The following is a 12,409-nucleotide window of genomic DNA, read 5'->3' on the forward strand; positions in this document are numbered from 1 at the left end:
AAAACATTTAATATTGCTCTAAAACCAGGAGATTGAATAGGTCCAGAAGTCGTTTTTGAAGGTGTAAAAGTATTAAAAGACATTGAGAAAGTAGATCCAACAATCTCTTTTTCTTTCACAGAGTTTCCATGGGGATGCGAGTATTATTTGGAACACGGTAAGATGATGGCGGATGACGGTATCGAACAACTTAGGGAGTTCGATGCCATCTACCTGGGTGCTGTAGGTTATCCAGGAGTACCTGATCATATCTCATTATGGGATCTATTACTCAGAATTAGTAAAGAATTTGATTAGTATCTTAATGTCTGACAGATTACGCTATTGTTCCCAATAATCACGCCGTTGAAGGAAATCAGTTTTCTGTTTACTCGTGAAAACAGTGAAGGCGAGTATGCAGGTGCGGCTGGTTTCTACTTTGTTACAGAGCCTGAACGTTTTGAAGTCGTCGTTACTTCCAATCTTTTTGGAGGTATTTTGACAGATATTGGTGCCGCAATTACAGGTGGAATGGGCTTAGCGACGGGTGCGAATATCCTTCGATGTTTGAACCGATATACGGATTCGCTCCAGATATTTCTGGAAAAGGGATTGCGAGTCCAATTGCTGCAATCTAGTCGATTAGTCAAATGATGGACTTCTTTGGAGGAGATAAATGGGGTGAAGCCATTTTATCTAGAATATAAGAAATTCTAGTAGAAAAAGATAGTCTTACATCAGATTTAGGTGGGGCAGCTTCAACTTCACAATTAGGGAATCGATTTGTCGAACTACTTTCCACAGAAGCTATTCAGATAGGGATAGCTAAAGAATATAGTTGGGAGTGGTTAGACTATATTACGTTTTACTCTCATCATGACCATGTGTTTTATTTACATGATTCATACATCTTATCCCACACCGCATACAGGTATAGTTTTTCAGGTTATCTAATAAGGTGTTTATTAGTGCTACACCAGAAGCATTGTCCAATCAAGATGAGTTTTCCGGAAAACCAGAAAAAGATAGCATGAAAAATATTATCATTCGAACTTTTATAAAGCAATTTAATGAGGACATTAGCGGTCAGTACGGCAAAAGTATTGTATGCGTTAAGGGAAAAATGTTGTCAAACTTTGAGAAGAAATATTGCAAGATTCCGGTTTTAGGACGGTGATATGGTTACGAATAGGGGACAACTCTCTTTTATAACAATCTGCCAATAATAGGAGTGATAAATCATGAGAGTACGAGGCGAAATTTATACTAAAAGATCTTATCTTGATAATACGCTACAAAAGACTATGAATATTTTATTTATTATAAGCGATGAAAGTATAAAATTTAAGGGAGACGTAATTAAACTCATTCCGATTATCAGTGAAGGTTTAGCTAATTACAGTGTAGGGGAGAAAATTGAAATAGATGGGGAAATAAGTACTGAATATCTAATCACTTCTAGTGGTAAAAAAAGCTTTGAGCCAGTACCAGTTATTCGAACAAGTTCAATATGCTAGTTTTCAATCGAGCCTTCATATAGAAGAAACCAAAGACATGAAAAAAGTAACTAGCTTGTAGAGAAGTTAAAGAATGAAAAAATGAAGAAAAAAACAGTCATCAACTCTAATTGAGAAGATGACCGTTTTGCATTTTCATGTGATCTAAAATAAATAACAAAAACTCACACGGAACTTAACCATTCATCCACCATTTTGTACATTCCTTCGGAAGTCTATGCGACTTTTTGGATAGCCCCTTGTTCTATATCGATATCAACTTTACCGTTAGTCGCTATATTGAACCATGGCGATTTTGCTGAATTATATTGCGATAAATCCTAAAATCATAGAATCCCCCTCCCCTCTATCTTCCGATTTCTTACAGATAGAAGAGACCTCCTTCTTATTTACCGCCAAATAATCACAGTAATTTCTATTCTCTTAAAGGCCTTTTGAATACAAACGTAGTATAAAGCAAATTCGAATAAATTTCCGGACCCCCCGGCGATTAACATGTAAGGAGCGAAATGATGAACAACAACAATTAGCAAGCGGACAAACTGAACAGGTCTTACAGAAAATAAACAGCCACCTACTCGATTGAGAAGGTGATTTTAGACTAACTTTAAAAATCACATGAAAATAACAAAAACCACAGAGGTCCTTTGAATCATACTGAAGCATTTAATTTAGGCTGCTTTCGTAAATATTGTTGTTTTAGAGCGTGAACTTACAGGGATGAATATAATGCTAGAATGTATAAAGGGGGTGAGACTGTTGGAATTTCATTTGATTTTATTAATCTGTTCTGTAATTGTTGCAGTTATCTCAATTGTTGGTTTTATAATAATAAAAAAATGGTTCGTAATTCCATTACTAACCCTTATTGTTTTCACCGCACTAACTTTTACTTTTTTTAATGAGACCTTTTTCATTTGGGTGATAAATTTAACAATATTATCAGTCACCATAAGTATCATTATGAAGTTAATAAAAAGGGTATGAAATGAATGGGTGAAGAAAAATGATTAATACAGGAGTTGATCAAGAATAGCCGGAAAATAGATTAACGCTTGCAGGAACTTGATTCAGAAGTTTTCTTCATATAATTCAAAACAGCTGGCTGCATGTTTGAACATGGCTTGGAATTCGATTTTAACTCATTTCTAGATGCTATTGGATGATGGAGTTACTAAAGCATCCCGACATTGAAAATTCATCCTCCATTCAAATGACATTTAATGAATATTAAGTCTGTACGCAATTTATACACATTGAATAGAAGAAACACTGGTGTATAAGGATTTAAAGGCTCTTAAAAACGTCCTCCTGGGACATTAAAAAAGCGCCTGTAAAGCGCGTCGTATCAACCTTCTAGCGAAGTTAAAGAAGCGGTCTATGAGCGGTCACACTGCGAATTATGGACGCCTGCCTTCTAACTCTACGTTAGGAGGTTTTTTTGTTGTCTAAAAAGCGGAAAGGTTTGACGGTTGACGTGGATTTACCCGAAATGTTTGACGTGGAGGGTATCGAGACCGCATCAACGATAAATCGTAAATCCGCGTTATCAATTGAAAAGGCGCTAGAAATCATTATTCGCCAAATGCGCGCCAGTGGGTTGCGTGAACGTACTATCCACGATTATGAAACGTATGTAATGGACTATATCGTTAAGACGGACGTTGAGTATCTGCTCGCTATTGACGCAGATTCTATCTACGATTGGCTAGCATCCATGAACGTTAAGCCGGCCACGAAGCGTATCCGATTAAAATGTCTTTGTGCGTTCTTAGGGAAATGCTTTAATAACGGATGGTTGGCGGATATGTTTTGGAAGAATATACAAATACGCGTGGATGAAGAAGTAAAAGAAGGTGCTACGGAAGAAGACGTTTTTAATATTTTACGATTGCTCGACTTGAGGGACGCTTCGGCTATTCTATTAATCTATCAGACTGGAATAAGGCTTGCCACTTTGTCTGCGCTTGAAGAACGCCATATAGACTTAGAGAATCGTTTGCTGCGGATTGAAGGTGCGTTATTAAAGAATCGCAAAGTCATTCTACTTCCATTTGACGGACGGATACAGAAAATACTCGAGGTACTATTCGAGCAGAATCGGATCATCCGAGAAGAGAAGGGCGTAGTTAATGATTACGTATTTATCACGCAGCAGGGCGAGGGTATTATTAATCCTAATGCGCCGAAGTCCAACGCAATAGCGAAGCGTCTGAATTATTATAAGCGGACGTAGTTGCGTTCCATTTTGATGTATGGTATAGTCAATAAAAAGGCATAACCGTACATCTAAAGAGGAGCGAAATTCATGCAAAAAGTACAGCCGATTAGAACGACCGAGGATATCGAGAAATTCATCAAGGCAATAATTCTAGCTTCACCGTTGACAGCGGATCGCAACGTTCTTCTTTTCAAACTCGGAATAACAACGGGGCTACGAATAGGCGATATCGTACAGATGCGTATCGAAGATGTTAAGGGGCGTAGTACCGTTCTCGTCAAGGAAGGTAAGACGAAGAAGATGCGCGAGGTCTATCTTGATGACATCATGCCGGAGATAACCGACTACCTAGACGGACAGCCGTCGGAGGGCTACCTATTCGCGTCGGCCAAGGGTGGGCACATATCGACTACACAAGGATATAGGGCGCTCGCTAAGGCCGCTGATTTGCTAGGCTGGGATTTTATCGGAACGCATTCTCTACGTAAAACATTCGGCTATTTCTACTATAAGAAGACGAAAGACATCGTGACATTATCGGAAATACTTAATCATTCATCGCAGCGAATCACACGTCGTTACATAGGAATACGTGATGAAGAGATACGCGAGTCTGTCCGTGGTCTAGGCTTGTTCTGACCGCAAACAGGGCGATTACAGCATGTCTATGTGTGTTCATGAACGAATATAAGCTTACGAAACAAAGCCGCTATTAAACGCTTAATCAATGCGTATTAATAGCGTTTATTCGTGTGTTCGGCGGGGCGATCCGGCTACCCCTCGGAAGCAGACGAATAAAAGAACTCTTTATGTTGCTCGATAACACATGACAAAGAAGTCACTCGAAAATGCACAGATAAAGCTAAAACAAGCAATAAAGACGATTCAGAAACACCAATCACCTGAAAATGTTTGGCTATTCAATATGGTAATAAGGGGTATACAGAATTATTATTCGGTAGCTACAGAAATTACAAATAATCTCAATGAGTCGAACTTTCGTCTACGTAGGTCACTATATAATCGATTTGCTATCTATTTCATCATATATCTGTTATTCTTAGAAAGAGTTATTTTTGTTCTTTTTCAGATTGAGAATTTTGTTTTTCGTCTAAGGTATTTGAGCAAGGGTAGTAACACATTGTGTGGATAACCGCACTAGGAGGCAACAATAATGGAACAAGGTACAGTTAAATGGTTTAATGCAGAAAAAGGTTTTGGATTCATCGAGCGTGAAGCAGGAGAAGACGTATTCGTACATTTCTCAGCAATCCAAAGCGAAGGTTTCAAATCTTTAGACGAAGGTCAAAGTGTAACGTTTGAAATTGAACAAGGGCAACGTGGCCTACAAGCTACAAACGTTCAAAAAGCTTAATAGCAGCTAGAAAAAGACCCTACATGTAGGGTCTTTTTTTATGAGGTTAAATTAGTTTTTATTATTAGTAATCTGTGTCACTTTGATCGATAATCTGCGCTTATTTTAAGTGTAAGCTTAAAATAAAGTAACGTTTGTAAAAAAGATGTACCGTTTTACCCTTCTGGATATGCAATGTCCAAAAGGTGGGAAAAATAACATATCGATATTCAACAAACGGGTGCGTTACTGAACGAAGGAATAGAAATATATAAGAAGCGAAATTCAGATGTAATATCAAGTTTGCCCAGACTTAACCAGTTTAGGCTTTTTTGATTCTTCCGGTTGAAACCTTTATTATAGAAGGAACAGATTAGATCGGAAGTGATGGTAAATATGGGGAAAATAATACCATTCAAATTTAGACAGCAATTAGAAACAGAAAAGGCAATTAAAGTAATGCGTGAGTGGGAAGCCCACTTAGAATGGGAAGAAGCAAATTGGCACAATGTAGTAGATAGAGAAAAGAAGGAAGAACAGAGTTTACAGTAAGAGGAAATTGGATGGCTGAATACTTGGTTAAATCAGGATGGTGATTAACGGAAAATGTAATTGATTTTCTGTCTCGCATATTAGAGTGTTGTAAATCTTGGTTTCTTATCAAACACAACACATGGTATTTAGAAATGTGATAGCCACAAGGTTTATCAACACATTTACACATCCTCCTGGGACATTCCAGAATAGGGCGATACAGCCCGATATGAACGCCTTTTAACTCGTAGAGTAATACGGTCAGTGATACGGTCAACATCCGTATTATCACCGATTCCACTACGTAGTTAGGAGGCTTTTTTGTGTCAAAAAAAAGCAGGCGCTTTCCGTCGCAGTTGATTTATCTGATATTTTTGACGTGAGAGGCAGGCCGACGCAGCCCGTTCGGATGATTTATTTACGAACAAACTCTTTGTATTGGACAACTGATTCTTAACGATTCATTTTTAATATTTTTAATTGCTCGTAATATTCCATACGTTCTCGGGAGAGGATTCAAAACTGAAGATATTCCCGACCGTGGTTAGTGCGCTTGAAAATCTGGATTCACTCTAAAATATTGGCATAAAACTTCAAAGTAGTTACAAGATACAAGACTAGGGAGGCTTCATCATGAAAATTAACAACCTACTGTAAAAAATCTTTTAATTCATCATCAAGGGGGGAATTTATAATTTAACAACAACTTACTAAAAAAAATGAGCGAGTAGAAGATGTCTTTAATTTATTATCAATCATGTTCAAAGTTTTTTGAAAGAATCAAACTTAAATCATGAAGAGTATATAAATTTCGTCAATTGGGCGGATCGATTAGGACGGGCGGGTGAACTCCCACTTTATGCTGATGTTTTTCTTGAAATGCACGTATTAAGAGCAATGTATACTGATAAGCCTGGAACACAACCATCTCTGGGTCATATTTTGTTGAAGGATCGCCTCTAATTGAAGGTCAACAGGGACATCCTTTGGTATTGACACAACGTCCAGATGAAAAAGCCGAAGTATTAATTTTCAAAGAAAATATTAGTAGTGTAAACGGTCAAAAACTTGCAAATACAAGAGTTGAAATGTGGCATAATGAAAATTAGGCTTAGCTGCTATGTGTATAGGTGTCGGACAAGGTATTTCAGTAGTAGTGGAGAATGTGGATTAATGCATCTTTTTATTCAGAGTTAAGTAGCTGGAAATGTGATCTATCATTTTGGTAAAGATTTTCTTGATACTAATGGGTCGAACTAAATCAGTTAGTTAGACCTAAACGTATATTGATTTACGTTGGTTGTAAGATTATGATATAATTGCAAAGTGAATATTCGGACTTTTCTAAGGTCTCAAAATATATCATGAAAGCATTTTTTAAATTGGGAGCTGCAATCTTCACCAATTTTATGCTGACAGCTTTTGCGAGAATACGAGTGAAAAATGTTATTCAGACAATTTATTTAGGGGGAGTTTAATAATGCAAAAAGAAGCGACTAAAAAAAATGAACGCGTAGTAGAGGTTTTCGATTTATTTATCAAACATATCCAAGGCTTTTTTGAAGAAGCCAAATTAGATCACGAAGAGTATACAAATTTTGTAAACTGGGCCGATCGACTCGGACGAGCCGGAGAACTTCCGCTTTATGCGGATGTATTCTTAGAAACCCATGTACTAAGAGCAATGTATACAGAGAAGCCCGGAACTCAACCTTCTCTCTTGGGTCCTTACTTCATCGAAGGATCCCCTTTACTAGTAGCGGAACCAGGAATGCCAGTTGTTTTGACACAGCGTCCTGACGAAGCAGGAGAAGTCCTATATTTTAAAGGGAATGTCAGTAATGTTAATGGCAAAAAGCTTGCGAATACACGTATTGAAATGTGGCAAAACGATGCATCTGCGAAGTATTCGGCTTTTGACTCTGATGCACCAAAATATAATTTAAGAGGCCATTTCTTTACAGATAAAAATGGCGATTTTGAAGTAAAATCCATTGTTCCATTACCTTACCCGATTCCAACGAATGGTCCAACGGGAGAATTCTTGGAATACACGGACAAGCATCCGATGCGACCTGCACATCTTCATTTAATGTTTGAAGCAGACGGCCACGAAACGCTTATTACTCAAGTGTTCTCGGAGGATGATGAATGGCTTGAAAATGACGTGGCGGATGGTGTTCGCTTAGATCTTCTGACAAAGTTTGAAGATAAAGGTAGTCATGTAGAGGCTTCTTTAAACTTCGTTATGCGCACGGAATAAGATGGAATTCTGATTCAGGGGCATTGTACTATGCCTCTGAAATTTTTTGCGCTCAGGAAATTATAAAACCAGCAGCTTAGGAATACTTGCATATTCCGCAGTATTCAGTACGCTTGTAGTTTTCCGTCAAAACTGGATCAGTTTAACTATCGCTGTGTGCTGGATAATGGGGAAGTTATATACGAGTTTTATTTAAAGTTTGGTCAATTGAAACTTACAGTATCCCAATACCTTTAGTGACAAGTAGTTTACAAGTGACTTATAAAAATCCAGTTTAGTACTAATGTGTCTATGAATAGATGTTACTCAGACCTAAAGATAGATTGAAAAAAGTTATTAGAAAATTGTATGATGTAAGTATAAGTTGAGTATTCGGAATTCTAGGAATGGTGGTAATGCTTACATTAAAACAGTATTTTACTTAGGAAATCAACTAATATAAATACAGGGGGATAATAATGAACTTTGGTATTTACGCAGAACTACAAAACCCGGAACAAAACAAGAAGCCTCACGCGCAAGTATATCAGGAAATAATTGAGCAAATTGAACATGCAGACAAACGTGGATTTAGCACTTTTAGCACGTTAGAACATCACTGGTTTGAAGAGTTTTCTCTTTCGGCAAATCCAATGGCACTTTATGCAGCGGCAGCGCAAAGTACGAAAAATATTCGTTTTAGAACTTGTTCTCATGTTCTTCCTTTGCATAACCCGATGGTATTCGCCGGTCAAGCGGCCGTAACGGATATTTTAACCGGCGGAAGATTTGAATTCGCTATAGGCCGCGGTCATGCTTGGTTGTTCCCTAAGGCGTCGATCCCGTTGGAAGAATCTCGTGGTCGCTTTGTTGAATCGCTTGAAATCATTGAAAAGGCATTTGAAGAAGAAGTTTTTTCTTACCACGGAAAATACTACAATGTGGATAATGTGCGTGTAGTTCCTCGCCCGACAAAAAAACCGAAAATTTATACGGGCGGAGCAAGTAATCATAACTATGAATTAGCCGGTCAAAAGGACTGGGGCGTATTGATTACACCTATGTTGCCGCTAGATAAACTATTAGGTCAAATAGACATTTACCGTGAATCATGCGCAAAACATGGAAATACACCAGATATCGTCTATGTTCAAGCTTTGTACTTGGATGATGATGGTGATAGTGCAAGAAAGGAAGCAGAACCACTTATTAAGCAGTTTATGAAAGGCAATGTCTCACCTGCAAGAGCAAATCCATCGAAAGAGGAAATGCTTGCAAAAGATTTCGGATTTTATGCAACAGGTGCATTAGAATCACTGGCGGAGATTGACTATCAAACGCTACTAGAGGAAGAGTACGTTTGGGTAGGATCACCAGAAGAAATCAAGGAGAAAGTTGCTAAAGTGATTGAAGCATGTCCTGATCTATCTGAAATTGCAGTTTTATGCACATATGCAGGTATGGAACATTGGAAAACGATTCGGACGCAAGAATTATTTAGTCAGAAAATCATGCCCGCATTTCAAAACCTTAAAGAAAAAGTAGCAGTTCTTAATTAATTTTAAAGTAATACAACTATCATCAACAGACTTAACGAAAAAAGACCGGTGATGAATATAGTATAAGTAAAGTTATTTTGACGAAGACAGAACTTTCTATTCCGAAATTATTAACTAATGAAGGAGGTTAATAAGAATGCAAACATTGGATATTAATAGGGCTGCAATAGAATCCGTAAACGAAAATCCTATTCATTTACCTGATAGACAATTTTTTGATTGGTGTACAACGAATTATTTAGTTAACCGCGGTGTATTTAACGTAATTGATAGCTGGTTTTATGACTATGGTTTGAAAGATATAGTCAAGCGTCGTAAAGTAATTGTTCAATATTTAAAGCATCTGCGTGTGAATGGTTTTTACAATGAAAAGAAGTTATTCTTACAGTTTGGGAAGGGGGGAGTGAAAGAAAGCCTTTACTTCTTTACTGATAAACGATATCGAAATAGTAAGGGTGATTTCATTGAAAATACAGGCCAGTGAACTTACTCTCGATCACATAATTAAAGTTACTGAACAATCTGGCGATGGATTCAAAGACTTAAATTTAACACTGATAAGTACAGATGCCTGGGGCTTACTTCGGAAAGATTTGATTACGGCACTTGGCGTTCAAAGGGCAAAAAGATTTTTGCTTAGGTATGCATATCGCTCCGGGGCACACGAAGCACGGCTTTTGAAAGATGCGATTAACTGGAAAGATGACATTGAGTGGCTTATCGCAGGTTCCAAGATGCATCATTTAACAGGGCGGACTTTTTCTTATACAGAAAAATTTCATGTGGAGATGGAAAAAGGTATTTTTGATGTTTCTGGATACTGGATTGATTCATATGAAGCAAAACAGCACTTGAAATACTTCCCTATTCATTCAGACTGTATTTGCCACTTTTTAACTGGTTATGCAAGTGGTTACACAAGTGAATGTATTGGTAAAAAAGTGATATTCAAAGAAATCAAGTGTAAAGGAAAGGGCGATGAATATTGTAGTTATATTGGGAAAACCGTTGAAAAATGGGGAGAAGAAATTTCTGAAGAACTTCTTTATTATGAGGATGAAGAGATGTCCGGAGAACTTGATCAGATGTATCGGAGAGTGGAACAGCAAAATGAAAGACTCGAAATTGGCTATTCTTTAAGTCGTAATCTTACTCGGGCTATGTTAGAGGGAGAGGGCTTCTCTGCATTTGCCGAACTTTTAGGAGAGAGTTTGAAATGTTCGGTTTTAATCGAGAATAAGAATTATGAACAAATTGCTAAATACGGAAATAAGCCCGGAATGGAAGAAAATATGACTGCCAGAAACTTCTGGGATGAAGATGACGAAGCGAATCTTAGGACTGAAATTATCGAAACTAACCTTAAGGGTAAGACCTTTAAAGTTTTGACAACACCAATTTCTATTAGAAATCAGATTAATGGATTTATCACAATAGAATTGAATCAAAAAAGTGATGGTTTTCATAAAGATTTACTTGAACGCGTAGCAACAATAGCCGCTTTGCATATGCAGAACGAGCAAGTCGCTATGGAGACTGAACAAAGGCTTGAAGGTGAGCTACTCGAGCAATTACTAAATGATAAAACAACAGATGTTGCGGAGATTCGTAATAGATTTTCTTATTTAGGCTACAATTTAACGGAGCCTCATTACATCATTCATATTGAAATTAATGATCGAAAAATAAACGAAGAAGAATCTACGGATTACGAATATCTAAAGACCCGAAATCAATTAACAAATTTGCTGCAAAAAGAAAAAAAGTACTTGTCTAATATTTTATTATTAACGAGGTTAGATACGATTCAGGTCATTATTTCCAAAAAATTCATTAAGGATGAACAAACTACTATAAAGGTATTTGTCGAACAGCTGTTAAAACAGGTGAAGTGTGATGCGCAACAGATTTGTATCGGAATAAGTAATGAAACTAAAAAACCCTCAGACTTTAAAAAAAGAGCAGACGAAGCTAGGAAAGCGGTGGAACTAGCGAGGTTTCGATCAATGAAATCCGCAGTAATATTATCAAGTGAATTAGGTCATTTAACATTGTTTTTAAATGCAAGGGAACCTGAAGAATTGAAGTCTTTTGCAGAAGAAAACCTAAAGTCAATCCTTGATTATGATAAGAGAAGAAACTCTGAGCTATTACAAACACTATTTTACTATTCTCAAAATGAATTTAATTTGCATAAAACTGCACGAGAAATGTCAATTTCAATTAGTGGTATGAGATATCGAATACAACAGATTGAGGATTTACTAGAGATAGATCTATCTGATTCGAATAGTCGATTTGAGGTGCAAATTTCACTTCAGATATTCTTGGTACTTGGAAGGATTAAGGGATAAGTATTTCAGTTTCAGGTTTAATAAATTTAAACAATTTCGTTAAATAAAAGGAGGAATAGAAGATGATGGATCCACGAGAATTTAGAAATACAGTAGGTAACTTTGCCACAGGTGTAACAGTGATTACAACGAAAAGCGACCAGGAACAAATTGGGTTAACAGCTAACGCATTTTCTTCATTATCATTAGACCCACCCCTGATTCTTGTTTGTATAGATAAAAAAGCAGGTAGTATGGCGGCATTTAAAAAAGGGGTTCCATTTGCAGTTAATATCCTTCAGAAAAATCAAGATGCGGACTGCTGGCGATTCGCGAAGAGCGCTAGTAATAAATTTGAAGGCGCATCCTACACGATTTCAGAAGATGGCATCCCATTATTAGCAGATAATTTGGCTACAATCGAATGTAATGTAGCGGAGATAATTGAAGGCGGCGATCATTATATTGTGACTGGTCTCGTAAAAAACACTTCTTACGATGATCAAGCTGAACCTTTACTTTTCTTCCGTGGAAAACTTGAGCAAGTCGCGCAAGTAGAAGAGGTTGAATCATAACGCTGAATAGGCTTTAAAAATCCGGAAATTTTTTTTGAAAGAAAGAGGAGGTAATTACGATGTTATCAAAAGAAGATAATCAGTTACTAACTGAA

Annotated in this window: 12 protein-coding genes and 1 pseudogene; all 13 read left to right on the forward strand. The window is 37.2% G+C overall.

Annotated features, from left to right (window positions below; translation table 11 throughout):
• Nucleotides 1–36 precede the first annotated feature (36 nt).
• Nucleotides 37–785: pseudogene (locus AC25Y5_RS02265) on the forward strand (isocitrate/isopropylmalate family dehydrogenase); the annotation flags it as partial.
• Nucleotides 786–1,220: 435 nt separating this feature from the next.
• On the forward strand, nt 1,221–1,496 hold the full coding sequence (locus AC25Y5_RS02270; RefSeq protein ID WP_488138889.1) for a hypothetical protein: 276 nt from the start codon (nt 1,221–1,223) through the stop codon (nt 1,494–1,496).
• Between the two features lie 729 nt (nt 1,497–2,225).
• A complete protein-coding gene (locus AC25Y5_RS02275; RefSeq protein WP_488138890.1) occupies nt 2,226–2,483 on the forward strand; it encodes a DUF2651 family protein in 258 nt (85 codons plus the stop codon).
• Between the two features lie 457 nt (nt 2,484–2,940).
• Nucleotides 2,941–3,732, forward strand: coding sequence for a tyrosine-type recombinase/integrase (locus AC25Y5_RS02280; RefSeq protein ID WP_488138891.1), 792 nt, complete (start codon nt 2,941–2,943; stop codon nt 3,730–3,732).
• Nucleotides 3,733–3,804: 72 nt separating this feature from the next.
• Nucleotides 3,805–4,356, forward strand: a complete 552-nt coding sequence (locus tag AC25Y5_RS02285) for a tyrosine-type recombinase/integrase (protein WP_488138892.1) — start codon at nt 3,805–3,807, stop codon at nt 4,354–4,356.
• Between the two features lie 535 nt (nt 4,357–4,891).
• Complete coding sequence (locus AC25Y5_RS02290; protein ID WP_025783429.1) at nt 4,892–5,092, forward strand: cold-shock protein; 201 nt, start codon at nt 4,892–4,894, stop codon at nt 5,090–5,092.
• A 375-nt stretch (nt 5,093–5,467) separates the two neighbouring features.
• Nucleotides 5,468–5,623, forward strand: a complete 156-nt coding sequence (locus tag AC25Y5_RS02295; RefSeq protein ID WP_488138893.1) for a hypothetical protein — start codon at nt 5,468–5,470, stop codon at nt 5,621–5,623.
• Nucleotides 5,624–6,376: 753 nt separating this feature from the next.
• Nucleotides 6,377–6,568, forward strand: coding sequence for a hypothetical protein (locus AC25Y5_RS02300; protein ID WP_488138894.1), 192 nt, complete (start codon nt 6,377–6,379; stop codon nt 6,566–6,568).
• 517 nt (nt 6,569–7,085) lie between these two features.
• Complete coding sequence (locus AC25Y5_RS02305) at nt 7,086–7,868, forward strand: dioxygenase family protein (protein ID WP_488138895.1); 783 nt, start codon at nt 7,086–7,088, stop codon at nt 7,866–7,868.
• Between the two features lie 458 nt (nt 7,869–8,326).
• Entirely contained in the window at nt 8,327–9,406 is a 1,080-nt protein-coding gene (locus AC25Y5_RS02310; protein ID WP_488138896.1) for an LLM class flavin-dependent oxidoreductase, read from the forward strand.
• Nucleotides 9,407–9,542: 136 nt separating this feature from the next.
• Nucleotides 9,543–9,890, forward strand: coding sequence for a hypothetical protein (locus AC25Y5_RS02315; protein WP_488138897.1), 348 nt, complete (start codon nt 9,543–9,545; stop codon nt 9,888–9,890).
• Nucleotides 9,871–11,760 (forward strand): XylR N-terminal domain-containing protein, encoded by a 1,890-nt coding sequence (locus AC25Y5_RS02320; protein ID WP_488138898.1) that lies wholly within the window; start codon nt 9,871–9,873, stop codon nt 11,758–11,760. The genes AC25Y5_RS02315 and AC25Y5_RS02320 overlap by 20 nt, the downstream gene beginning before the upstream one ends.
• A 62-nt stretch (nt 11,761–11,822) precedes the next feature.
• Entirely contained in the window at nt 11,823–12,314 is a 492-nt protein-coding gene (locus AC25Y5_RS02325) for a flavin reductase family protein (RefSeq protein WP_488138899.1), read from the forward strand.
• Nucleotides 12,315–12,409 lie beyond the last annotated feature (95 nt).

Source organism: Sporosarcina sp. Y1011 (genome assembly GCF_057669885.1).

Bases quoted from the DNA above. Each gene is read 5' to 3' on its own strand.
- AC25Y5_RS02270 (WP_488138889.1), top strand. From the start codon at position 1,221: ATGAGAGTACGAGGCGAAATTTATACTAAAAGATCTTATCTTGATAAT.
- AC25Y5_RS02275 (WP_488138890.1), top strand. From the start codon at position 2,226: ATGCTAGAATGTATAAAGGGGGTGAGACTGTTGGAATTTCATTTGATT.
- AC25Y5_RS02285 (WP_488138892.1), top strand. From the start codon at position 3,805: ATGCAAAAAGTACAGCCGATTAGAACGACCGAGGATATCGAGAAATTC.
- AC25Y5_RS02290 (WP_025783429.1), top strand. From the start codon at position 4,892: ATGGAACAAGGTACAGTTAAATGGTTTAATGCAGAAAAAGGTTTTGGA.
- AC25Y5_RS02295 (WP_488138893.1), top strand. From the start codon at position 5,468: ATGGGGAAAATAATACCATTCAAATTTAGACAGCAATTAGAAACAGAA.
- AC25Y5_RS02305 (WP_488138895.1), top strand. From the start codon at position 7,086: ATGCAAAAAGAAGCGACTAAAAAAAATGAACGCGTAGTAGAGGTTTTC.
- AC25Y5_RS02310 (WP_488138896.1), top strand. From the start codon at position 8,327: ATGAACTTTGGTATTTACGCAGAACTACAAAACCCGGAACAAAACAAG.
- AC25Y5_RS02315 (WP_488138897.1), top strand. From the start codon at position 9,543: ATGCAAACATTGGATATTAATAGGGCTGCAATAGAATCCGTAAACGAA.
- AC25Y5_RS02325 (WP_488138899.1), top strand. From the start codon at position 11,823: ATGATGGATCCACGAGAATTTAGAAATACAGTAGGTAACTTTGCCACA.